This window comes from Klebsiella sp. M041, from assembly GCF_059759695.1.
In genome coordinates, this window is the sequence record NZ_JCAXWU010000012.1 from 127,011 (window position 1) to 149,707 (window position 22,697).

A 22,697-nucleotide genomic window follows, 5' to 3' on the forward strand; every position below is an offset into this window, starting at 1 on the left:
ACCAAAAGGGCGTGGATTATAAGCCGGAATGATAGTGGAAATGAAGGAGGATTTTCTCAAACCCTGACCGTATGCCGGCCAGGGTCGAACAGTTTACGGTGCGGGATTCACCAGCATCTGGCCAATCGAACCGCGGTCGGCCAGCTCCAGCGTCTGGCTCAGATACTGGAACGGGAAGTGCGGCCACGACGGCTGGGCGTAGTAGACCAGCAGTTCGACCTGCCCGTCGACCCACACGGTGTCCTTCCAGCCGCGGTCTTCCGGGAAAGGGGTCGAGCCGTTGACGTTACGGATCTGGAACATCACCCCTCCAATATGGAACGACTGCGGGCGGTCGGCGCGCACCGTCCAGCGCTCCCAGGTCCCCTGCTGCGCCGTGATATCGATACGCTGCGGATCCCACAGCTGGCCATTAATCCCCGGATCGTCGCCGAGCGTGATATCCCGGCTGCGGATCGGCGTACCGGAGAGCAGCTCCGTCGGCAGCAGACGCGCCGGCAGGCTGTCGGTGACCAGCGGCAGCAGCCCGGTCGGGCGCAGGGTCAGCACCAGCGTGGAGACCAGAATGCTGGACGGTTCAAAAAAGCCGCGGATACGGTCGACGATGCTCGCCGCTTCGCCGCAGGTAATGGACACTTCATCGCCGTTGGTCATATCGACCAGAATTTCACGCCGTTCCCCCGGCGCCAGCGACAGCTGCTTGAGCGAAACCGGCGCCGGCAGGAACCCCTGGTCGCCGGAAATGACATGCAGCAGTCGGCCATCGCTCATCTGTAGCTGATAGCGCCGGGAGTTAGAAGCGTTCAGCAGGCGCAGACGCACCCAGCCGCGGGACACTTCGACATAGGGGCTCTGCACGCCATTGACCAGCAGCGTATCGCCGACGAAGCCGCCGCTGCCCGGTTCGCTATATTCCGGCGTGCCGAAGTTATCCAGCCGTTTGTCCTGAATTATCACCGGGAAGTCATCGACGCCATAGTGGTTAGGGATCGGCAGATTCTTGCTCACCTCATCCTCCACCAGCCACATGCCGGCCAGACCGTTATAGACCTGCTTCGCCATCCGGTTCGGCGTATTGGCCTGGTACCACAGCGTCGCCGCACTCTGCCGGATCGGCAGCACCGGCGCCCAGTCGGCGTTCGGCGACATCATGCGCGCCGCGCCGCCGATCAGCGGGCCAGGCACCTGCAGGCCGCGGATGGTCATCGCGACGTTCTCCGTCAGACGGTTGCTGTAGATAAGCTTGACGTCGTCCCCGCTCCAGACGCGGATCGTCGGCCCCATATAGCGGCCATTGATCCCCCAGACGGGGGCGCGGGTGCCTGGCGTAAACGACCAGTGTGAACGCTGCAGCGTCAGAAACAGCGGCTGACCGCGACGGGACTCCAGCAGCGGCGGAACCGGCAGCGCAGGCTGCTGGCCGGCGGCATGGGCCTTCAGCGGCGCGGCGCCAGCGCACAGCGCTACGCCGGAAGCCTTAATAAACTGACGCCGACTGAGTGACATATTAACTCCATGACATACTGACAAATGAAAAAGGGAATTCGTTTCCCGCCAGCAATACGCGCGCGTTGGCGGCGTTTCCTGTCTTATTGCTTACCGGCCGCTTCGCGCTCGGCCACTTCGTTGTCCAGCTCAGCGATTTTGGCGGCCATCAGCTCGCGGCAATGCGTCGCCAGCGCGCGCACGTTGTCTTTACCGAACTGGCTGGTATCCACCGGCGGCAGCATTTCCACAATCACCAGACCGTTGTTCCAGCGATTGAGCTTTATTTTATTCGATGTATTCGAGACACACACCGGAATAATCGGCACGCCGGCGGCAATAGCCGCGTGGAAGGCGCCGGTTTTAAACGGCAGCAGACCGCGACCGCGGCTACGGGTCCCTTCCGGGAACATCCAGAACGAAATTTTACGCTTTTTAAAGGCGTTGACGACCTCGGCAATGGTGCCGTGCGCTTTGGTTCGGTTATTGCGGTCAATCAGCAGATTACCGGTCAGCCAGTACAGCTGGCCAAAGAACGGGATCCACAACAGGCTCTTTTTCCCCACGGTGACCGTCGGGGCCTGCACGATGTTAGATGCCGTCACCATATCATAGTTGTTTTGGTGGTTAGCGATGTAGATCGCGTTGCCATAGCTTTCCGCATCGGCAGGTTTGCGCAGCTCCACCTTCAGACCAAACACCGGGGATAAGCGGCCAAACAGATGGCCGAAAGTGGCAACGTGTTTTGGATTACGCGGGCTGAACAAGCAGTACAGACAGCCAAGTATGCACACTACGATGCAATAAATGACCACAAAAATTACTCGAAAAATGAATAGCATAGCTACCTCTAAAACCCAAACCGCTTAGAATTATTCGCTGCTGGCAGAAGGCAGGCTCACAAGTTCTGCGCAGGCCGGGACCGTTCTTCCTGGGCCCCTGATGATGGACATTGTTAATCGCAACGCCTGAATAAACAACGATTTTGCGGCTTTTTTTCGCCTCCTCCCGTCAAAGACGGGAGGAGAAGCGCTTACTCTTCGCTATCGCCTGCCGCGGCGCGGCGCGGCGAGTCAATTTCAACACGGTCAATCTTCTGCAGCCCGCGCATCAGCGAACCGCGGCGGCCGCGCTCGCCGGTGACTTTTTGCAGCTCTTCCGGACGCAGTTTGATCTTCCGTTTGCCGACATGAATGGTCAGCGTACTCTGCGGCGGCAGGACAAACAGATGTGCGAGACCGTCCTGGCCGGCGGCGGCTTCCGCCGCAGGAATGTTGATGATTTTGTTGCCCTTGCCTTTCGACAGCTGCGGCAGATCGCTGACCGGGAACATCAGCATCCGCCCGGCGGCGGTGATGGCCAGCAGCATATCGGACTCGTCCTCAATGACCAGCGGCGGCATCACATGCGCGTTGTCAGGCAGGGTGATCAACGCTTTGCCGGCGCGGTTGCGCGCCACCAGATCGTTGAAGGTGCAGACAAAACCGTAGCCGGCGTCGGAGGCCATCAGCAGTTTCTGATCGTCGCCTTCCATCAGCATATGTTCCACGGTCGCGCCCGGCGGCAGCGTCAGCTTGCCGGTCAGCGGCTCACCCTGGCCACGCGCCGAGGGCAGGGTAATCGGATCGATGGCATAGCTGCGCCCGGTGGTATCGATAAACACCACCGGCTGGTTGCTCTTGCCCTTCGCCGAGGCTTTCCAGCTGTCGCCCGCTTTATAGCTCAGCCCCTGGGCGTCGATGTCGTGCCCTTTGGCGCTGCGCACCCAGCCCATCTGCGACAGAACGATGGTGACCGGCTCAGACGGCAGCATATCATGCTCGCTCATCGCTTTCGCTTCTTCACGCTCGTGAAGCGGCGAGCGGCGATCGTCGCCGAAAGCATCGGCATCGGCCTGCAGCTCTTTCTTCAGCAGGTTGTTCATCTTACGTTCAGAGGCCAGAATCGCCTGCAGCTGATCGCGCTCTTTTTCCAGCTCGTTCTGCTCGCCGCGGATCTTCATCTCTTCCAGTTTGGCGAGATGGCGCAGTTTCAGTTCCAGAATCGCTTCCGCCTGGGTTTCACTGATGGCAAAGCGCGACATCAGGGCTGGCTTCGGCTCATCTTCCGTGCGGATGATCTCGATGACTTCATCAATATTGAGGAACGCCACCAGCAAACCTTCAAGGATATGCAGGCGCTTAAGGACCTTCTCTAACCGGTGGTTCAGACGGCGACGTACGGTATCGCGACGGAACACCAGCCATTCGCTGAGGATCTCCAGCAGGTTTTTTACCGCCGGGCGGCCGTCGAGACCGATCATATTGAGGTTGATGCGGTAGCTCTTCTCCAGATCGGTGGTGGCGAACAGGTGGTTCATCACCTGCTCCATATCCACCCGGTTGGAGCGCGGGACGATCACCAGGCGGGTCGGATTTTCGTGGTCCGATTCGTCGCGCAGGTCGTCCACCATCGGCAGCTTTTTATTGCGCATCTGCGCGGCAATCTGCTCCAGTACTTTGGCGCCGGAGACCTGGTGCGGCAGCGCGCTGATCACTACCGCGCCGTCCTCTTTGCTCCATACCGCGCGCATGCGCACTGAGCCGCGTCCGTTCTGGTAGATTTTGCGAATTTCCGCCCGCGAAGTGATGATCTCCGCCTCGGTCGGGAAATCCGGTCCCTGCACGATATCCAGCAGTTCGTCGAGGGTCGTTTTCGGCTGCTCAATCAGCGTAATCGCCGCTTTCGCCACTTCACGCAGGTTGTGAGGCGGAATATCGGTCGCCATGCCCACCGCGATGCCGGTGGTGCCGTTGAGCAGGATGTTTGGCAGGCGCGCCGGCAGCATTTTCGGCTCCTGCAGCGTACCGTCAAAGTTTGGCACCCAGTCGACCGTCCCCTGCCCCAGCTCGCTGAGCAGCAGCTCGGCATACTTCGACAGGCGGGATTCGGTGTAACGCATGGCGGCGAAGGATTTCGGATCGTCCGGCGCCCCCCAGTTCCCCTGGCCATCCACCAGCGGATAGCGATAGGAGAAGGGTTGCGCCATCAGCACCATCGCTTCATAGCAGGCGCTGTCGCCGTGTGGGTGATATTTACCCAGCACATCGCCGACGGTGCGGGCGGACTTTTTGAATTTGGCGCTGGCGTTCAGCCCCAGTTCGGACATCGCATAGACGATGCGACGCTGGACCGGTTTTAAGCCATCGCCAATAAACGGTAATGCCCTGTCCATGATCACGTACATGGAGTAGTTCAGGTAAGCATTTTCCGTAAATTCATGCAGCGCAAGGCGCTCTGCCATATCGCTCATTAATCGTGGATCCTCAATCTGGGTACCGACCGTTCGGACGGCAAAACTACCCGCGATAATACCCGATCTCACGCCCTGAGTCACAGGCCGTGAGATCGGTTGAGGATTCCGTCACCTTAATCAGGCCAGCGGCAGATAAATATCGGTTTGCAGCTCATGCTCAGCCACCTGGTGGACAAAATTGTGGTAACGGAAGTAGACCGGAAAATCCCGTAACGTCTCGCCTGAAGCGGGTAACCAGTCGCGATAGAGATACCAAACGCTGTTCGCCAGGGTGTCCAGCGAGCCGTGATGGCGCACGACGGCGCAGCGTCCGCCGGGGATTTCGCCGTTAATCACGCCAAAGGGGTTTTCACCAACCGACCGTTCGACCGTACCGCAGAGATCAAAACGAAATGCCTCCTGCGGGGTGGTCTGCGGATCGTCCCAGGCGATCCCCCAGGTTTCGCTGGTGGCAACGGGCGATAATCCGCTCGTCTTACGCCAGGCGATAAAACGCGCGGCGGTGGCGTTGACAAGGTCCGGGCTGCCACAATGGTGCAGGACGGCTACCCGGGTGGTGGGGAACGAAATGATATTGACGTCCATCGACGTTTGCTCCTGTAGCGTATGTTTCGGTACGCGTCGATGCCATTCGGCCCAGTCCGGTTGCTGACGGAACTGGGTCGGGCTTTGGTCAAACGCGGTACGGAAGGCACGACTGAACGACTCCGCATTCTGAAATCCGGCATCAAGGGCAATGTCGATGATTTTATCGCGGGGGTTGAACGCCAGGCGCCAACAGGCGCGTCGCAGACGCAACCACTGAATATACCGGTACAAGGGAATGCCGGTATACGCGCTAAATTGCCGGTGAAAATGGTAAGGCGAACTGTGCGCTATCGCGCTCAGCGCCTCCAGCGACAGCGGCTCATCAAGATGGCGCGCAATGTATCTACAGACGCGCTGGAAGCGCCCGACATACGCCGGGCTGGCCTTAATATCGTTCATCGTCTCCTCCTCGCGACATACTCTGACAGAGCGAGGATAGCGATTCCTGACCGATCTTGCGCTTATCCGCCGGAGACTTATGGCGTGATTTTACGGATCTGTTTAACGTCGATCTCCACCGAGTTCCAGTCCTTATCGACTTCCCCCTGAATTTCTACCGTGTCCTGCGGGCCGACGGTGACACCGTTCCAGCGTTTGTGGTCGATATCGACATTTATCACCCCGGTAGCATCCTGGAACTTATACAGATCGTCGGACACGCGCTCGGTAATTTTGCCCCGCAGGGTCACCCAGGTATCGTCCCGCAGCGATTTGACATTGGTGACGGTGGTGACCGCGCCGCTCGGGCCGGTAAATCCGCCGCCCTGGGTGGTCGAACTTGCCGGCGTGGTCGCAGAAGGACCGGTATACCCGCCCTGTCCGGCAGCCAGCACCGGCATGGAAACCAGGGCAACGATCGCGGTCATCGCAGCAATTTTCTTCATGATGTGTTCTCCCTTCGTGTTGATATGGCTCCTATTACGCCCGACAAAACTTAACGACTTCTTAAGGGGAAAAAAGAAATTTTAATGCTGTACAACCCCGGTCGCAACGCGGTTTACTGCGCAGAGCAGCCGGGTTGGCAGGAGGGAAAATGCGCATATTATTGGTGGAAGATGACAAGTTAATCGGCGATGGCATCAAGGCCGGGCTGAGCAAAATGGGCTTCAGCATCGACTGGTTTACCGCCGGGCTGGAGGGCAAAAACGCCTTATACAGCGCCCCCTACGACGCGGCAATTCTTGATCTCACCCTTCCCGGCATCGATGGCCTCGATATTCTGCGCGAGTGGCGCGACAAAGGCCGCCATGAGCCGGTGCTGATCCTCACCGCCCGCGATGCCCTCAGCCAGCGGGTGGAGGGGCTGCGCCTGGGCGCCGATGATTATCTGTGCAAACCTTTCGCCCTGATTGAGGTAGCGGCCCGCCTGGAAGCATTGATCCGCCGCGCCCACGGCCAAAGCAGCAGCGAGCTGCGCCACGGCAAGGTGAGCCTTGACCCGAACCGCTTAACCGCCAGCCTCGGCGGCGAAAGCCTGACGCTGAAGCCGAAGGAGTTCGCCCTGCTGGAACTGCTGCTGCGTAACGCCGGGCGCGTGCTGCCGCGTAAGCTTATTGAAGAAAAGCTCTACACCTGGGACGACGAGGTCTCCAGCAATGCCGTGGAAGTTCACGTCCATCATTTGCGCCGCAAACTCGGCAGTGAATTTATCCGTACCGTCCACGGCATCGGCTATACCCTGGGTGACGCATGAAACGACTTGCCCGCCTGAGCCTGCGCCTGCGTCTGACGCTGCTGTTTGCCGTGCTGACCGCCGCCGCCTGGGGGGTGGCCAGCGTGATCGCCTGGCAGCAGACCAGTAAAAAGCTGGATAAACTGTTTGATACCCAGCAGCTGCTGTTCGCCCGCCGCCTGAGCGTCATGAATTTCGAAGAGCTCCGCGCCCCGCCGGCATCGCTCGGGGAAAAGAAAAAGGTGCGCCACGGGCATATCGACGACGATGCGCTGGCGTTCGCCATCTTCACCCGCGACGGCAAAATGGTGCTTAACGACGGCGAAAACGGGGAGGATATTCAATGGCACTCGCAGCGCGAGGGCTTCAGCGATGGCTACCTGCGCGGCGATGATGACGAGTGGCGCTTCCTGTGGTTAACCACCGCCGATGGCCGCCACCGCATCGCCGTCGGCCAGGAGTGGGATTATCGCCGCGAAATGGCGATGGACATTGTTACCTCGCAGCTGACGCCGTGGATGATCGCCCTGCCGCTGATGTTCGTGCTGCTCATCGTGCTGTTAAGCCGCGAACTGGCGCCGTTGAAACATCTGGCGCGCACGCTGCGCCTGCGCGCGCCGGACTCGGCGGAATCGCTCAGCGTGGAGAAGATCCCCACTGAAGTCCGCCCGCTGGTCGAGGCGCTGAATCAGCTGTTCCAGCGCACCCACGACGTCATGCTGCGCGAGCGTCGGTTTACCTCTGATGCCGCCCACGAGCTGCGCAGCCCGCTGGCGGCGCTGAAGGTACAGACTGAAGTCGCCCAGCTCTCTCTGGACGATCCACAAGGGCGTGAGAAAGCCCTGGCTCAGCTCCATCAGGGGATCGATCGCGCCACCCGTCTGGTGGATCAGCTGCTGACGCTGTCGCGGCTGGACTCGCTCGCTCAGCTGGACGACGTGCAGCCGGTCGCCATCGACGATCTGCTGCAGTCGGCGGTAATGGAGATGTACCACCCGGCGCAGCAGGCCGGGATTGAGCTGCGCCTGCATCTTAATGTCTCTGGCATCTCCCGCACCGGCCAGCCGCTGCTCCTTAGCCTGCTGGTGCGCAATCTGCTGGATAACGCGGTGCGCTACAGCCCGCGCGGCAGCCAGGTCGATATCACCCTCAACGCCCGCGAGTTTCGGGTACGCGATAACGGCCCCGGCATCAGCCCGCAGGCGCTGGCGCGCATCGGCGAGCGTTTCTACCGCCCGCCGGGTCAGGATGCTACGGGCAGCGGCCTGGGTTTGTCGATCGTCCGGCGCATCGCCTCGCTGCACGGCATGCGCGTCGAGTTTGCCAATGCCCGCGACGGCGGCTTCGAAGCCCGCGTTGACTGGTAGCGATATTATTGCTCATTTAGCAAAAGACTTTGCACATTTTGCTCATTTTACTGCCCCGCTTCGCGGGGTAAGATCGTCGGCAAATTTTCAAGATTGAGGACAAATGATGAGCAACATCCTGATTATCAATGGCGCAAAAAAATTCGCGCACTCGAATGGCCAGCTGAACGACACCCTGACCGAGGTCGCGGAGAGTTATCTGCGCGACGCCGGACACGATGTTAAAAGCGTTCGCGCCGACAGCGAGTATGACGTAAAAGCCGAAGTGCAGAATTTCCTCTGGGCCGATGTGGTGATCTGGCAGATGCCGGGCTGGTGGATGGGCGCCCCGTGGACGGTGAAAAAATATATGGATGACGTCTTTACCGAAGGCCACGGCTCGCTGTACGCCAGCGATGGCCGTACCCGCTCCGACGCCAGCAAAAAATATGGCTCCGGCGGCCTGGTGCAAGGGAAAAAATATATGCTCTCCCTGACCTGGAACGCGCCGATGGAAGCCTTCACCGACGAAGAACAGTTCTTCCACGGCGTCGGCGTGGACGGCGTTTACCTGCCGTTCCATAAAGCCAACCAGTTCCTGGGTATGGAGGCGCTGCCAACCTTTATCGCCAACGACGTGATTAAAATGCCTGATGTCCCACGGTATATCGCAGAATATCGCAAGCATCTGGCGGAAATTTTTGGTTAACTAGGGGTCTATGCTCTACATATTTCGAGTTATTCGAACCTGGAGTATGACAAGATCCACACAGAAGGAGTTGAGTTAACCATGTTAACAGTGATTGCAGAAATCCGTACCCGCCCGGGCCAGCACCACCGCCAGGCGGTTCTCGATCAGTTCGCGAAAATTATTCCGACCGTTTTGCAGGAAGCCGGCTGCCACGGCTATGCGCCCATGGTGGATCATGCCGCTGGCGTCAGCTTCCAGACCAGCGCTCCTGACTCTATCGTCATGGTGGAACAGTGGGAAAGCGTCGCGCATCTTGAAGCGCACCTGCAGACCCCGCACATGAAAGCCTGGTCGGAAGCGGTCAAAGGCGATGTGCTGGAGACCAACATCCGTATCCTGCAGGCTGGCGTCTAAGCCCGCTGACGCAGAAACGAAATAAGAAAAGGGAGCCTGAGGCTCCCTTTTACGTCTGGCGCAGCGCGCGGTCTTACACTTCCAGGTCCGCCATATCGCCCTTCTCCTGCAGCCAGTTACGACGATCTTCGGAACGCTTCTTGGCCAGCAGCATATCCATCATCGCCGTGGTCTGCTGCTCATCCTCATCGCTGATCACCAGCTGCACCAGGCGGCGGGTATTCGGGTCGAGGGTGGTTTCCCGCAACTGCATCGGGTTCATCTCGCCGAGACCTTTAAAGCGCTGGACGTTTGGCTTGCCCTTCTTACGCTTCAGCTGCTCCAGCACACCGGTTTTTTCTTCTTCCGTCAGCGCGTAGTAGACCTCTTTGCCGAGGTCGATACGGTACAGCGGCGGCAGCGCCACGTAGACGTGCCCCTCTTTCACCAGGGTACGGAAATGTCTCACAAACAGCGCGCACAGCAGCGTGGCGATGTGCAGGCCATCGGAGTCCGCATCCGCCAGAATACAAATTTTGCCGTAGCGCAGCTGGCTTAAATCATCGCTATCCGGGTCAATCCCAATAGCCACCGAAATGTCGTGTACTTCTTGCGAAGCTAACACTTCATCGGAAGAGACTTCCCAGGTATTCAGGATCTTGCCTTTCAGCGGCATGATCGCCTGATATTCACGATCGCGCGCCTGCTTGGCTGAACCGCCCGCCGAATCCCCTTCGACGAGGAACAGCTCGGTACGGTTCAGATCCTGGGCGGTGCAGTCGGCCAGCTTACCCGGCAGCGCCGGACCGCTGGTCAGCTTTTTGCGCACCACTTTCTTGGCGGCGCGCAGACGGCGCTGGGCGCTGGAAATGGCCATCTCCGCCAGCAGCTCCGCGGCCTGCACGTTCTGGTTCAGCCACAGGCTGAAGGCGTCTTTCACCACGCCGGAGACGAACGCCGCGCACTGGCGCGACGACAGGCGCTCTTTGGTTTGCCCGGCGAACTGCGGATCCTGCATCTTCACCGACAGCACGTAGGCGCAGCGATCCCAGATATCTTCCGCCGACAGTTTCACCCCGCGCGGCAAGATATTACGGTACTCGCAGAACTCACGCATCGCGTCCAGCAGCCCCTGACGCAGGCCATTGACGTGCGTCCCGCCCTGCATGGTCGGGATCAGGTTGACGTAGCTCTCGGTCAGCAGCTCGCCGCCTTCCGGCAGCCACAGCAGCGCCCAGTCCACCGCTTCCGTCTCGCCGGAGAAGGTGCCGACGAAAGGTTTTTCCGGCAGCAGCGGCAGGCCGTTCACCGCTTCGCTCAGGTAGTCGTTAAGGCCATCGGCATAGCACCAGCTCTGCTCGCTGTTGTTGACCTGGTCGCGGAAAACAATTTCCACGCCCGGGCACAGCACCGCTTTCGCTTTTAACAAGTGGGTCAAACGCGAAACGGAGAAGCGCGGGCTATCGAAGAAGCTTTCGTCCGGCCAGAAATGGACGCTGGTCCCGGTGTTGCGTTTACCGCAGGTGCCGGTGACGTGCAGGTCCTCTACTTTCTCACCATTCTCAAAGGCGATGCTGTAGACCTGACCGTCGCGACGCACGTTGACCTCCACGCGTTTTGACAGGGCGTTGACCACCGAAATCCCCACCCCGTGCAGACCGCCGGAAAACTGGTAATTTTTGTTGGAAAACTTACCGCCCGCGTGCAGCCGGCAGAGGATCAGTTCAACCGCCGGCACCCCCTCTTCCGGGTGAATGTCGACCGGCATCCCGCGCCCGTCGTCAATCACCTCGAGGGACTGGTCGGCGTGCAGGATCACTTCCACGCGTTTGGCATGGCCTGCCAGCGCTTCGTCCACACTGTTATCAATCACTTCCTGACCAAGATGGTTAGGACGGGTGGTGTCGGTATACATGCCCGGACGGCGGCGCACCGGCTCTAACCCGGTGAGTACCTCAATGGCATCAGCGTTATATGAAGATTGCGTCATGGTGTGTATTCGTAGGTCGTTCAGGGCCGTTTAGCGCAGGCCGAGAAATTCGATAATCTGAGTGAAATGATCGTCAAAGCCGACAAATGCGTGATTACCGCCCTCCTCCACCGTCTGCCGGCAGGAGGCGTAGTAATGAACGGCCTGGCGGTAATCAAGCACTTCATCCCCGGTCTGCTGCAGCAGCCAGAGTAAATCCGGCGCTTCGAGCGGGTCGATTTGCATGACTTTGAGATCGTAAATATGGCGAGACTCTAGCACATATTGCTGCCCGGTGTACGGATTCTCATTGTGGCCGAGAAAATTGTTCAGCAGCTCAAACGGCCGCACCGCCGGGTTAACCACTACCGCTGGCAGCATAAAGCACTGCGACAGCCAGGTGGCGTAGTAGCCGCCCAGCGACGACCCTACGACCCCCAGCGGCTCGCCGCCGTGCTCCAGCACGATGGACTCCAGCAGCTCCGCCGTTTCCGCCGGGTAAGGCGGCAGCTCCGGCACCACCATGGCGATCTCAGAATAGTGCTGCGCCAGCCAGGTCTTTAACGCCGTCGCCTTCGCCGAGCGCGGAGAACTGTTAAAGCCGTGCAGATAAAGGAGCGTCGCCATCAGTAGCCTTCTGAAGCAATATCCGGATGAAACGCCGCGCCTTCCAGGCGGCACACTTCGGTGGTCAGCGTTCCGTCAGGGTGAAGCTCCAGCCAGCGCCAGCCCGGCGACACCGTATCGAGGGTGAAATTGGCGCAGTGCGGTTTGAACTGAACGCAGGTCGACGGCGTCGCCATCATACGTCGGCCATTCCAGTCGAGATCCAGCTCCTGATGAATATGGCCGCACAGCAGATGCTTCACCCGCGGCCAGGCGCTCAGCGCGCTGTCCAGCGCGCCGGCGTTGCGCAGACTGTGTTGATCCAGCCAGCTGCAGCCGGCCGGCAGCGGATGATGATGCAGCAGGAGTAAGGTATAACGCTCCGGCGCCTCCGCCAGCTTATGTTCGAGCCATTCCAGCTGGAAGTCGCTCAGCTCGCCATGGGGAACGCCAAACACCTGGCTGTCCAGCAGCAGGATCTGCCAGTGGTCGCCGAGAAACACGCGCTTGGCGGGGGAAATGCCCGACTCCTGCAGGGTGCTGTACATCGCCGGCTGGAAATCATGGTTGCCCGGTAGCCAGACGCAGGGTGCAGCGAAACTCGCGATGCCCTCAGCAAAATGCTGGTAGGCCGCGGAGGAGTGATCCTGCGCCAAATCGCCTGTTGCGACAATCAAATCGCATGGACGCTGTGAGGCATGAATGGCCGACAGTACGGCCTGATAGCTTTCCCAGGTATTGATGCCTAACAACGTTTCATGTTTTTCAGCAAACAGGTGAGTATCAGTAATTTGTAAGATCCTGACTCTGGCCTCACCAGCCAGAGGTAGGTTTAACAGGCTTTCCAAATGGTGTCCTTAGGTTTAACGACGCTAACAAACCGGAATCGCCATCGCTCCATGTGCTAAACAGTAACGCAGCCAGTCGGCCAGAAACTGGTTAATTTGATGCTTTTCGTCGCGTTGATGCAACTTTTTATTAGGATAATCATATCGCGCTTTGAAGCGAAAGATCTGCTGACTCGAACACACTTCGGCCACCATGGCGTCATGGTAGAGGCGAACGGTCATCGACGGCAGACTCCAGTAGCTCACCGCTGGCAGAGTCTGCTCTATCGCCACCAGAGTAGTGTAGCGGGTTGATTCCGTTATCGTTAACCGATATTGCGCGCTTCCCACCTGATAGCTCACCTTCTCACCCGCTGCATCCGTTCGCGGCAACAGGCGGCGCAACTGGGCGAAATTGGTCTCGCACAGGCGCATCATCTCAGGGAAGTCAGGTGTATAACGCTTCATTTTGTCCACTCGTTTCGTAAATTGTGATAATGCAATTGCAGCCATTGCAAGGCGATGACAGAGGCTGCGTTGTCGATTTTCCCCTCTTCTACCCACTGGTAAGCCTGCTCCCGACTCACCACATGCACCCGAATATCCTCATTTTCCTCGGCCAGGCCGTGAATGCCTTTTGCCGTCGATGCATCAACTTCGCCCACCAGGATCGATAACCGTTCGCTGGTGCCGCCAGGACTGGCCAGATAGCTTAATATTGGTTTCGTCCGCCCAACTTCAAGTCCGGCCTCCTCCAGCGCTTCCCGACGGGCGACATCTTCTACCGTCTCACCCGCCTCGATCATGCCGGCGACCATTTCAAGCAGCCAAGGGCTCTCGCTGGTATCATAGGCGGCGATACGGATTTGTTCGACAAGCACCACTTCGTCCCGCACCGGGTCAAAGGGTAGCAAGACGGCGGCATGCCCGCGCTCAAAAATTTCACGGGTGACTTCGCCGCTCATGCCGCCGTTAAACAGACGGTGGCGAAAACGGTATAAATCGAGCGAAAAAAAACCACGATACAGCGTTTCGCGTGCAATAATTTCTACATCATTTTTGGAGAAGGTAATTCCCTGGTGAATGGGTTTGCTCATTGTCATGTCCTGCTAATCCGAAATGAGGGATTTCCAGACCGTTTGGCTACCGTTTTACGGTCCGTATGTTAGATTGGTGCAAATTACCGCCGGATGGCACGTAACGCCAACTTTTTACGGCGGCAGAATCGATACAATCAGCGGAATTTTTCTTAGAATTAGACCAGCGCTAAATGCTTCACAACAAGGAATGCAAATGAAGAAATTGCTCCCCATTCTTATCGGCCTGAGCCTGACCGGGTTCAGCGCCATGAGCCAGGCGGAAAACCTGCTTCAGGTTTACCAGCAGGCGCGCATCAGCAACCCCGATCTGCGTAAATCGGCAGCCGATCGTGACGCCGCGTTCGAAAAGATCAACGAAGCGCGCAGTCCATTACTGCCTCAGCTCGGGCTGGGAGCGGATTATACCTATACCAGCGGCTTCCGTGATTATAAAGACCAGAATTCTAACGTCACCAGCGGCTCGCTGCAGTTAACGCAGGTTCTGTTTGATATGTCGAAATGGCGCGCCCTGACGCTGCAGGAAAAAACGGCAGGCATTCAGGATGTCACGTATCAGACCGATCAGCAAACGCTGATTCTGAATACCGCGACGGCCTATTTCAAAGTGCTGGCCGCCATCGACACGCTCTCTTATACCGAAGCGCAGAAACAGGCTATTTACCGCCAGTTGGATCAAACCACCCAGCGCTTTAACGTCGGTCTGGTGGCGATCACCGACGTGCAGAACGCCCGTTCACAATACGACGCCGTGCTGGCGAACGAAGTGACCGCGCGTAACGATCTCGACAACGCCGTGGAAGAGCTGCGCCAGGTTACCGGCAACTACTACCCGGAGCTGGCCTCCCTGAACGTAGACGGCTTCAAAACCAGCAAACCGCAGGCGGTGAACGCCCTGCTGAAGGAAGCGGAGAACCGCAACCTGTCGCTGCTGCAGGCGCGTCTGAGCCAGGATCTGGCCCGCGAGCAGATTCGCCAGGCGCAGGACGGCCATTTGCCGACCCTGGATTTGAACGCCTCGTCGGGCGTTTCCAACAACCGCTACAGCGGCTCAAACAGCATCGCGCAAGATGCTGATATCGGTCAGAACAAAATCGGCCTGAGCTTCTCCATGCCGCTGTATCAGGGCGGGATGGTTAACTCGCAGGTTAAACAGGCGCAGTACAACTTCGTCGGCGCCAGCGAGCAGCTGGAAAGCGCTCACCGCAGCGTGGTCCAGACCGTGCGTTCTTCGTTTAACAACGTGAATGCCTCTATCAGCAGCATCAACGCCTACAAACAGGCGGTGGTCTCTGCGCAAAGCTCCCTGGATGCGATGGAAGCTGGCTACTCGGTGGGTACCCGTACTATCGTTGACGTCCTCGACGCCACCACCACGCTGTACAACGCCAAACAGCAGCTCTCGAATGCGCGCTACAACTACCTGATCAACGAGCTGAACATCAAGTCGGCGTTAGGTACGCTGAACGAGCAGGATCTGGTCGCCCTGAACAACACCTTGGGCAAACCGATCTCCACCTCCGCGGACAGCGTCGCGCCGGAAAATCCGCAGCAGGATGCCACTGCCGACGGTTACGGCAACACGACCGCGGCCGTGAAGCCGGCGTCTGCACGGACGACGACCCAAAGCAGCGGCAGCAATCCGTTCCGTCAGTAATTCTCATACTGTGACGCGCATCGCCTGTCCGCCGGACAGGCGATGCGTTAAACGTAAGGCAACGTAAAGATCCCCCGCTTAGCGCCCCTCTTCGCTTCATTTTCCACCACTCATCCTCTATCCTGAGCGTTAACACACGCCATACCACTGGGTCCAGGAAGACAAATATGAAACGGACAAAAAATATTAATCATTCGTCGTTCCGCAAAAGCTGGAGCGCACGCCACCTGACGCCGGTCGCCCTGGCCGTCACCGCGGTCTTTATGCTTGCCGGTTGTGAAAAAAGCGACGAAACGGTCTCGCTGTACCAGAACGCCGATGACTGCTCCGCCGCCAACCCGGGCAAAGCTGCCGAATGCACCACGGCCTACACCAACGCGGTAAAAGAGGCAGAGCGCACCGCGCCGAAATATGCCACCCGCGAAGACTGCGTCGCCGAGTTTGGCGAAGGCCAGTGCCAGCAAACGCCTGCCCAGGCGGGCGTCGCCCCGGAAAACCAGGCGCAGGCGCAAAGCAGCGGCAGCTTCTGGATGCCGCTGATGGCCGGCTACATGATGGGCCGCCTGATGGGCGGCGGCATGGCGCAACAGCAGCCGCTGTTCAGCTCCAAAAACCCGGCCAGCCCGGCCTACGGTCAGTACACTGACGCCAGCGGCAAGAGCTATGGCGCCGCCCAGCCGGGCCGCACCATGAACGTGCCGAAAACCGCGATGGCGCCGAAGCCAGCGACCACCACCACCGTCACCCGCGGGGGCTTCGGCGAGTCGGTGGCGAAGCAGTCGACCATGCAGCGTAGCGCCGCAGGCTCCACCTCCTCTTCTCGCTCAATGGGCGGCTAAGCAACATGGAAAGAGTCAGCATTACCGAGCGCCCGGACTGGCGCGAGAAAGCGACCGAATACGGCTTCAACTTCCACACCATGTACGGCGAGCCCTACTGGAGCGAAGAGGCTTATTACAAGCTGACCCTCGCCCAGGTGGAAAAGCTGGAGGAGGTCACCGCCGAGCTGCATCAGATGTGTCTTCAGGTGGTGGAAAAAGTGATCGCCAGCGATGAGCTGATGGCCAAATTCCGCATCCCTAAACACACCTGGGGCTTTGTGCGCCAGTCGTGGAAAACCAACCAGCCGTCACTCTACTCACGTCTCGACCTGGCCTGGGATGGCGTCGGCGAGCCGAAGCTGCTGGAGAACAATGCCGACACGCCAACCTCGCTGTATGAAGCGGCCTTCTTCCAGTGGATCTGGCTGGAAGACCAGCTCAACGCCGGCAAGCTGCCGGCGGGCAGCGATCAGTTCAACAGCCTGCAGGAAAAGCTAATCGATCGCTTCGGTGAGCTGCGCGAGCAGTTTGGCTTCCAGCTGCTGCATATGGCCTGCTGCCGCGATACCGTTGAAGATCGCGGCACCGTGCAATATCTGCAGGACTGCGCCGCCGAGGCGGGGCTGGCAACGGAATTCCTCTACATCGAAGATATTGGTCTGGGTGAAAAAGGCCAGTTTACCGATCTCCAGGATCAGGTGATTGGCAACCTGTTCAAGCTCTATCCGTGGGAGTTTATGCTGCGGGAGATGTTTTCCACCAAGCTGGAAGACGCCGGCGTCCGCTGGCTGGAGCCGGCGTGGAAGAGCATCATCTCCAACAAAGCGCTGCTGCCGATGCTGTGGGAAATGTTCCCTAATCATCCGAATCTGCTGGCGGCTTACTTCAGCGAAGATGCCCATCCGGAGATGGAGAAGTACGTCATTAAGCCAATCTTCTCCCGCGAAGGCGCCAACGTGTCGATCGTTGAGAATGGCAAAGTTTTGGAAGCCGTGGAAGGCCCGTACGGAGAAGAAGGCACAATCGTGCAGGAATTTTACCCGCTGCCGAAGTTTGGTGACAGCTACACGCTGATTGGCAGCTGGCTCATCAACGATCAGCCCGCCGGGATCGGCATTCGTGAAGACCGGGCGCTGATTACCCAGGATCTGTCGCGCTTCTATCCGCACATTTTCGTCGAATAATTTCGTCGAATAATGTCGCGCTCCGGCGACGATACCGCCGCCGGAGCACAATCTATCAGGCGCCAACCACCACCGACAGCATACTCAACGAGCCCATCTCAATGCCATCGACCGGGGTCGAAATCGCCTCAACGCCATCCCACGCCCCCAGGACGTATAACAGCGGCAGGAAATGCTCCGCCGTTGGGTTGGAGAGCGAACCCCCTTCATGTGCCAGGTAGTTAACCAGCGGGTGCTGATCGTCCGGGCCCTGCCACTGCAAATTCGCCTTCACGTAGTTGTTGAAGGACTCCGCCCACGGATACGGCGTGTTCTCGCCATGCCAGCGGGCGGTACGCAGGTTATGCACCACGTTGCCGCTGGCCACCAGCATAATGCCTTCATCACGCAGCGAGGCCAGCTTCCGCCCCATTTCGAGATGCCAGGCCGGCGGTTTGGTGCTGTCGATGCTCAGCTGAACCATCGGGATATCCGCCTGCGGATACATCTTAATCAGCACGCCCCATGAACCATGGTCAAATCCCCAGGCTTCTTTATCGAGGGTGACCGGCACCGGCGAGAGCAACTCCACCAGTCGTTGCGCCAGCGCCGGGGAACCCGGAGCCGGGTAATGGGTGTCATACAGCGCCTGCGGGAAGCCGCCGAAGTCGTGAATGGTCTTCGGGGCCTCCATCGCCGTCACGCCCGTACCGCGCGTGAACCAGTGCGCAGAGACCACCACGATCGCTTTCGGACGCGGCAGGGTTTCGCCCAGGCGAGCCCAGGCGCGGGTATAGCGGTTGTCTTCCAGCACGTTCATTGGGCTGCCATGGCCGAGGAACAACGCGGGCATTCGGGTACGGGACATGATGATATCCTTAGGGTGTCAATGTGATGTGCTCACATTACGCGCTTTTACGCCAGGATAAACTCAGATAACCATGATGATGATCGTCAGAAAATTTGAATGTAATTCGCGGTAAAGGGAGCTGTCCCGTACGCGCATCCTCAGGCAATATACTCGTATGCACTTATTTTCGCAGGGAGAGAAGCGATGTCATCACCCTTAATATTGACGCTGTTAGCCGGTAGCGCAACCTTTATTGGCGCCATATTCGGCGTGATTGGCCAGAAACCCTCTAACCGCCTGCTTGGCTTCTCCCTCGGCTTTGCCGCCGGGATCATGCTGTTGATTTCGTTGATGGAAATGCTGCCTGCCGCGCTGGCCGCCGAGGGCATGTCGCCGCTGCTCGGCTACGGAATGTTTGTTGTCGGCCTGCTGGGCTACTTTGGTCTCGATCGCCTGCTGCCGCACGCCCACCCGCAGGATCTGATGACCCCCGCCGCGCCGCGGCCGCGCAATTTACGCCGCACCGCCATTTTGCTGACGCTGGGTATCAGCCTGCATAATTTTCCGGAAGGCATCGCCACCTATGTCACGGCCAGCAACAACCTCGAGCTTGGCATGGGAGTGGCGCTTGCCGTTGCCCTGCACAATATTCCTGAAGGTCTGGCGGTTGCCGGGCCGGTATATGCCGCTACCGGATCGCGCAGCAAGGCGGTGCTCTGGGCCGGTCTTTCCGGCATGGCGGAGATTTTAGGCGGCGTGCTGGCGTGGCTGATTCTGGGCAGTCTGGTCTCGCCGCTGGTCATGGGCGCGATCATGGCCGCCGTCGCCGGGATTATGGTGGCGCTGTCGGTCGATGAACTGATGCCGCTGGCAAAAGAGATCGATCCGCAAAGCAACCCGAGCTATGGCGTCCTGTGCGGGATGTCGGTGATGGGGCTGAGCCTGGTGGTGCTCCAGACGATGGGCATCGGTTAAGGCGCAGAAACAATACAGCCCACTAAAAAGTGGGCTGTTTTCACTGGCGTTGTCAGCCGCTGATTAGCTGGCTTTACGCTCATGTTCGCGACGATAGGCCACCAGATCTTCAATCGTGACCACTGCCATATTGTGCTGCTGAGCGAACTTGATGCACTCCGGCGCGCGGGCCATAGTGCCATCGTCATTGGTCAGCTCGCACAGCACGCCTGCCGGTTTGAAGCCGGCGAGGGTCACGAGGTCGATAGTGGCTTCGGTGTGGCCGCCGCGGGTCAGTACGCCGCCCGGCTGCGCCCGCAGCGGGAAAACGTGGCCAGGACGGTTGAGATCGGAAGGTTTCGCGCCGTCGGCAATCGCCGCGCGGACGGTGGTCACGCGGTCGGCAGCGGAAACGCCGGTGGTCACGCCTTCGGCCGCTTCGATGGTGACGGTAAAGCCGGTGCCGTAGGCGCTGGTGTTGTTCTCCACCATCATCGGCAGATCCAGCTGTTTACGGCGATCTTCGGTCAGGCACAGGCACACAATGCCGCTGCCGTGACGAATGGTCAGCGCCATCTGCTCTACGGTCATGGTTTCGGCGGCGAAAATCATATCGCCTTCGTTTTCACGGTCTTCATCGTCAAGCACCATCACGCCGCGGCCTTCGCGCAGGGCGTTTAAAGCGTGTTCCACACGTTCAAAAGCGGTACCAAAAGAAGAAAGGAGCGTCTGATTCATGGTAAAAAAACCTCATTAAAATTATGGTTACCAGAATCAGGGCAGTCTTAGGAGCGCCGGTTTAGCGGCAAAAGTCAACGCGAGCGGGCCTGGGCCCGACTGTGCCGTTACTCTCTCCCATCCGGACTTTAACCGTCGGCCCCGGAATTACACCGGATCTGCTGACCTTCCCGTAGTCACGGGAAGCGCTCGCGGGCTTTCAACGCCATGGTTGATTTACCGCCGGTGGGGAATTTCGCCCCGCCCTGAGAATAAGCGAGATAACTATAACGCTATTGACTATCCTCGGCAATGCATAAGCTTCAAACATTTCTGGTTTATAGGCGGCCTGGTTCGCACTACAATGATCAATCATCCGACCCGAGCAGGAAACCACCATGATTGACCCGAAAAAAATTGAACAAATCGCCCGCCAGGTCCATGAGTCGATGCCAAAAGGACTTCGCGATCTGGGTGAGGATGTTGAGAAGAAAATCCGCCAGGCGCTGCAGTCGCAGCTGACCCGCCTGGATCTGGTTAGCCGCGAAGAGTTTGACGTGCAGACTCAGGTTCTGCTGCGGACCCGCGAAAAACTGGCGCTGCTGGAACAGCGCCTGAATGACCTTGAAAACCGCCCGGCGACGACGCCTGGCAGCGAAGAGCAGCAGTAAAAAAACGGGCCCTCAGGGGCCCGTTTGCGTTGGCTTAGTGTGCGGCTTCCGCCGGGCTGTTCACCTGACGACAGTACAGTTCATAGCGCTGGCAAAACCATTCACGATGTTCTTCATCCATATTGCCGACGATGGCCTGAAGATCAACTGGCTGGCCCTGGGCGTGCATTCTGGCGAAACTCCGCGCCAAAAAATCAAAATTCTTCATTGAATACATATCGTTATGGTTCATGCGCATACTCCTTCAGCGGTGGATGTTCTGATCAGTCATATGCCTTTTACTCACTTCAGTATTTACGCTTACCTTAACGCCATTTGTACGAAAAATGCGCTTAATGTGATTATTTATTGCGCCAAATCATTTTCCACATCATTAAATAAAAACGGCCCGCGATATCGCTATCGCAGGCCGTGATGCCGCACCGTTCTGGTGGGTGAATAGCGAAACGGTTATTTTTCGCTATCTTTTTGTATTTTCTTAATAATGTTGGTGGTTGAGCACCCATCTTCAAAGTTGAGCACCAGCACTTCGCCACCGTTCGCCCAGACCTCTTCACTGCCGGCGATCTGTTCCGGTTTGTAGTCGCCGCCTTTGACCAGCAGATCCGGCAGGATCCCGGCAATCAGGCGCTGCGGTGTATCTTCTTCGAAGGAGACCACCCAGTCGACCGCCTCCAGCGCCCCCAGCACGATCATCCGCTGCTCCAGCGGGTTCACCGGGCGGGTTTCGCCTTTCAGACGTTTGGTGGAGGCATCGCTGTTGACCGCCACGATCAGACGGTCGCCCAGTTTGCGCGCATTCGCCAGATAGGAGACATGGCCGGCGTGCAGAATGTCGAAGACGCCGTTGGTCATAACCACTTTCTCGCCGCGCTTGCGCGCTGCCGCAACCGCCTGTTTGAGTTCCTCTTCGCTCATCACGCCGAAGCCAGTCTCAGCCCGTCCGCGAACCGCATTTTCCAGCTCGACAGGAGAAACAGTGGAGGTCCCCAGCTTGCCAACCACCACGCCCGCCGCGGCGTTGGCGAAATAGCAGGCCTCTTCCAGGGTATTGCCGGAGGCCAGGGTCGCCGCCAGCACGCCAATCACCGTGTCGCCGGCGCCGGTGACATCGTACACTTCCTGGGCCTGGGTCGGCATATGCAGCGGCGGACGCCCCGGCTGCAGCAGCGTCATCCCCTGCTCAGAGCGCGTCACCAGCAGCGCTGACAGTTCGAATTCGGCGATGAGCTTCATGCCGCGCTCAACGATCTCCGCTTCATTCTGGCACTTGCCCACCACCGCTTCAAACTCAGAGAGGTTCGGCGTGAGCAGCGTTGCGCCGCGATAGCGTTCGAAATCGGTACCTTTCGGATCGATCAGCACCGGCACGCCTGATTCACGGGCGAGCTTGATCATCGTCTGGACGCTGGTCAGCGCCCCTTTAGCGTAGTCCGAGAGAACCAGCGCGCCAATCGAGCCCAGCGCCTGCTGAATGCGCTCGTGCATCGGCTGCGGATCAACGCCGGAAAAGCCCTCTTCAAAGTCGAGGCGGATCAGCTGCTGGTTGCGCGACAGCACCCGCAGCTTGGTGATGGTCGGGTGTGTCGGGACGGAGACAAAGTCGCACTTCACATTGACGTTGGCCAGCGCCTGGCTCAGCGCGCGGGCGGCGTCATCAATCCCGGTCAATCCCACCAGGCGCGACGTCGCCCCCAGGGAGGCGATGTTCATCGCTACGTTTGCCGCGCCGCCAGGACGTTCTTCGATATTTTCCACCTTAACCACCGGCACCGGGGCTTCCGGGGAAATACGACTGGTGGGGCCGTACCAGTAGCGGTCCAGCATCACATCACCCACCACCAACACTCCTGCACGTTCAAACTCCGGCAGCGTTACTTTCATGACTCTCTCCT

23 protein-coding genes, 1 pseudogene and 1 riboswitch are annotated in these 22,697 nt (G+C 58.8%); of the genes and pseudogenes, 10 read left to right on the forward strand and 14 right to left on the reverse strand.

The genetic code is table 11. From position 1 onward, the window contains the following. Positions 1-93: 93 nt before the first annotated feature. From ftsP to AC6CWS_RS17205, 5 genes are all read right to left on the reverse strand, one after another. Complete coding sequence (gene ftsP, locus AC6CWS_RS17185; protein ID WP_065882657.1) at positions 94-1,506, reverse strand: cell division protein FtsP; 1,413 nt, start codon at positions 1,504-1,506, stop codon at positions 94-96. An 83-nt stretch (positions 1,507-1,589) separates the two neighbouring features. Further along, a complete protein-coding gene (gene plsC / locus AC6CWS_RS17190; protein WP_004205223.1) occupies positions 1,590-2,327 on the reverse strand; it encodes a 1-acylglycerol-3-phosphate O-acyltransferase in 738 nt (245 codons plus the stop codon). A 191-nt stretch (positions 2,328-2,518) separates the two neighbouring features. Continuing rightward, positions 2,519-4,777 carry a DNA topoisomerase IV subunit A gene (gene parC, locus AC6CWS_RS17195; RefSeq protein WP_004205224.1) on the reverse strand — a complete coding sequence of 753 codons (2,259 nt, stop codon included), beginning with the start codon at positions 4,775-4,777 and terminating at the stop codon, positions 2,519-2,521. A gap of 120 nt (positions 4,778-4,897) precedes the next feature. Next, on the reverse strand, positions 4,898-5,767 hold the full coding sequence (locus AC6CWS_RS17200; RefSeq protein WP_065882656.1) for an AraC family transcriptional regulator: 870 nt from the start codon (positions 5,765-5,767) through the stop codon (positions 4,898-4,900). 77 nt (positions 5,768-5,844) lie between these two features. Beyond that, complete coding sequence (locus tag AC6CWS_RS17205; RefSeq protein WP_023291025.1) at positions 5,845-6,252, reverse strand: YgiW/YdeI family stress tolerance OB fold protein; 408 nt, start codon at positions 6,250-6,252, stop codon at positions 5,845-5,847. Between the two features lie 149 nt (positions 6,253-6,401). Here AC6CWS_RS17205 and qseB point away from each other — a divergent pair, with 149 nt between their 5' ends. The 4 genes from qseB (at position 6,402) to AC6CWS_RS17225 (ending at position 9,491) form a co-directional block, all read left to right on the forward strand. After that, positions 6,402-7,061, forward strand: a complete 660-nt coding sequence (gene qseB / locus AC6CWS_RS17210) for a quorum sensing response regulator transcription factor QseB (RefSeq protein WP_065882655.1) — start codon at positions 6,402-6,404, stop codon at positions 7,059-7,061. After that, entirely contained in the window at positions 7,058-8,407 is a 1,350-nt protein-coding gene (gene qseC / locus AC6CWS_RS17215; RefSeq protein WP_065882654.1) for a quorum sensing histidine kinase QseC, read from the forward strand. The genes qseB and qseC overlap by 4 nt, the downstream gene beginning before the upstream one ends. A gap of 106 nt (positions 8,408-8,513) precedes the next feature. Continuing rightward, on the forward strand, positions 8,514-9,095 hold the full coding sequence (locus AC6CWS_RS17220) for an NAD(P)H-dependent oxidoreductase (RefSeq protein WP_023291028.1): 582 nt from the start codon (positions 8,514-8,516) through the stop codon (positions 9,093-9,095). Between the two features lie 81 nt (positions 9,096-9,176). Then, positions 9,177-9,491, forward strand: a complete 315-nt coding sequence (locus AC6CWS_RS17225; RefSeq protein WP_065882653.1) for a putative quinol monooxygenase — start codon at positions 9,177-9,179, stop codon at positions 9,489-9,491. A gap of 73 nt (positions 9,492-9,564) precedes the next feature. Here AC6CWS_RS17225 and parE read toward each other — a convergent pair whose 3' ends face one another. Genes parE through nudF form a run of 5 tightly spaced genes read right to left on the reverse strand, consistent with a single transcriptional unit; the run spans position 9,565 to position 13,969 of the window. Further along, positions 9,565-11,460: a DNA topoisomerase IV subunit B gene (parE, locus tag AC6CWS_RS17230; protein ID WP_004205235.1), complete on the reverse strand. Its 1,896-nt coding sequence runs from the start codon at positions 11,458-11,460 to the stop codon at positions 9,565-9,567. Positions 11,461-11,490: 30 nt separating this feature from the next. Beyond that, positions 11,491-12,066: an esterase YqiA gene (gene yqiA / locus AC6CWS_RS17235; protein WP_065882652.1), complete on the reverse strand. Its 576-nt coding sequence runs from the start codon at positions 12,064-12,066 to the stop codon at positions 11,491-11,493. Next, entirely contained in the window at positions 12,066-12,893 is an 828-nt protein-coding gene (gene cpdA, locus AC6CWS_RS17240; protein ID WP_004205237.1) for a 3',5'-cyclic-AMP phosphodiesterase, read from the reverse strand. The genes yqiA and cpdA overlap by 1 nt, the downstream gene beginning before the upstream one ends. Before the next feature lie 24 nt (positions 12,894-12,917). Next, on the reverse strand, positions 12,918-13,340 hold the full coding sequence (locus AC6CWS_RS17245; RefSeq protein WP_004205239.1) for a DUF1249 family protein: 423 nt from the start codon (positions 13,338-13,340) through the stop codon (positions 12,918-12,920). Continuing rightward, complete coding sequence (nudF, locus tag AC6CWS_RS17250) at positions 13,337-13,969, reverse strand: ADP-ribose diphosphatase (protein ID WP_004205241.1); 633 nt, start codon at positions 13,967-13,969, stop codon at positions 13,337-13,339. Before nudF ends, AC6CWS_RS17245 begins: the two co-directional genes overlap by 4 nt. Positions 13,970-14,165: 196 nt before the next feature. Between nudF and tolC the strand changes: the two genes are divergently transcribed. The 3 genes from tolC (at position 14,166) to AC6CWS_RS17265 (ending at position 17,631) form a co-directional block, all read left to right on the forward strand. After that, on the forward strand, positions 14,166-15,626 hold the full coding sequence (tolC, locus tag AC6CWS_RS17255; RefSeq protein ID WP_032454074.1) for an outer membrane channel protein TolC: 1,461 nt from the start codon (positions 14,166-14,168) through the stop codon (positions 15,624-15,626). Positions 15,627-15,793: 167 nt separating this feature from the next. Beyond that, the gene (locus AC6CWS_RS17260) at positions 15,794-16,465 is read left to right on the forward strand and encodes a DUF1190 family protein (protein WP_002916849.1); all 672 of its coding nucleotides are present in this window, start codon (positions 15,794-15,796) and stop codon (positions 16,463-16,465) included. A 5-nt stretch (positions 16,466-16,470) separates the two neighbouring features. Then, positions 16,471-17,631 carry a glutathionylspermidine synthase family protein gene (locus tag AC6CWS_RS17265; RefSeq protein WP_023291031.1) on the forward strand — a complete coding sequence of 387 codons (1,161 nt, stop codon included), beginning with the start codon at positions 16,471-16,473 and terminating at the stop codon, positions 17,629-17,631. Positions 17,632-17,686: 55 nt separating this feature from the next. On the opposite strand, the gene ygiD is transcribed toward AC6CWS_RS17265, so the two are convergent. Then, positions 17,687-18,478 carry a 4,5-DOPA-extradiol-dioxygenase gene (gene ygiD, locus AC6CWS_RS17270; RefSeq protein ID WP_065882651.1) on the reverse strand — a complete coding sequence of 264 codons (792 nt, stop codon included), beginning with the start codon at positions 18,476-18,478 and terminating at the stop codon, positions 17,687-17,689. Positions 18,479-18,664: 186 nt separating this feature from the next. Here ygiD and zupT point away from each other — a divergent pair, with 186 nt between their 5' ends. Further along, entirely contained in the window at positions 18,665-19,435 is a 771-nt protein-coding gene (gene zupT / locus AC6CWS_RS17275; RefSeq protein WP_023291032.1) for a zinc transporter ZupT, read from the forward strand. Positions 19,436-19,498: 63 nt separating this feature from the next. Here zupT and ribB read toward each other — a convergent pair whose 3' ends face one another. Beyond that, positions 19,499-20,152 (reverse strand): 3,4-dihydroxy-2-butanone-4-phosphate synthase, encoded by a 654-nt coding sequence (gene ribB / locus AC6CWS_RS17280; protein ID WP_023159075.1) that lies wholly within the window; start codon positions 20,150-20,152, stop codon positions 19,499-19,501. A gap of 105 nt (positions 20,153-20,257) precedes the next feature. Continuing rightward, positions 20,258-20,409, reverse strand: a riboswitch (FMN riboswitch). Positions 20,410-20,529: 120 nt separating this feature from the next. On the opposite strand from ribB, the gene ubiK reads away from it, so the two are divergent. Further along, the gene (gene ubiK, locus AC6CWS_RS17285) at positions 20,530-20,802 is read left to right on the forward strand and encodes a ubiquinone biosynthesis accessory factor UbiK (RefSeq protein ID WP_004174355.1); all 273 of its coding nucleotides are present in this window, start codon (positions 20,530-20,532) and stop codon (positions 20,800-20,802) included. Between the two features lie 34 nt (positions 20,803-20,836). Here the strand turns inward: ubiK and glgS are convergent, their stop codons facing one another. After that, positions 20,837-21,034 carry a cell surface composition regulator GlgS gene (gene glgS, locus AC6CWS_RS17290; RefSeq protein WP_004205248.1) on the reverse strand — a complete coding sequence of 66 codons (198 nt, stop codon included), beginning with the start codon at positions 21,032-21,034 and terminating at the stop codon, positions 20,837-20,839. Here glgS and AC6CWS_RS17295 point away from each other — a divergent pair. Continuing rightward, positions 21,026-21,172, forward strand: a pseudogene (locus tag AC6CWS_RS17295) (hypothetical protein); the annotation flags it as partial. The gene glgS and the pseudogene AC6CWS_RS17295 sit on opposite strands and share 9 nt — an antisense overlap. Positions 21,173-21,252: 80 nt before the next feature. On the opposite strand, the gene hldE reads toward AC6CWS_RS17295, so the two are convergent. Then, positions 21,253-22,686 carry a bifunctional D-glycero-beta-D-manno-heptose-7-phosphate kinase/D-glycero-beta-D-manno-heptose 1-phosphate adenylyltransferase HldE gene (hldE, locus tag AC6CWS_RS17300; RefSeq protein ID WP_065882650.1) on the reverse strand — a complete coding sequence of 478 codons (1,434 nt, stop codon included), beginning with the start codon at positions 22,684-22,686 and terminating at the stop codon, positions 21,253-21,255. Between the last annotated feature and the right edge of the window lie 11 nt (positions 22,687-22,697).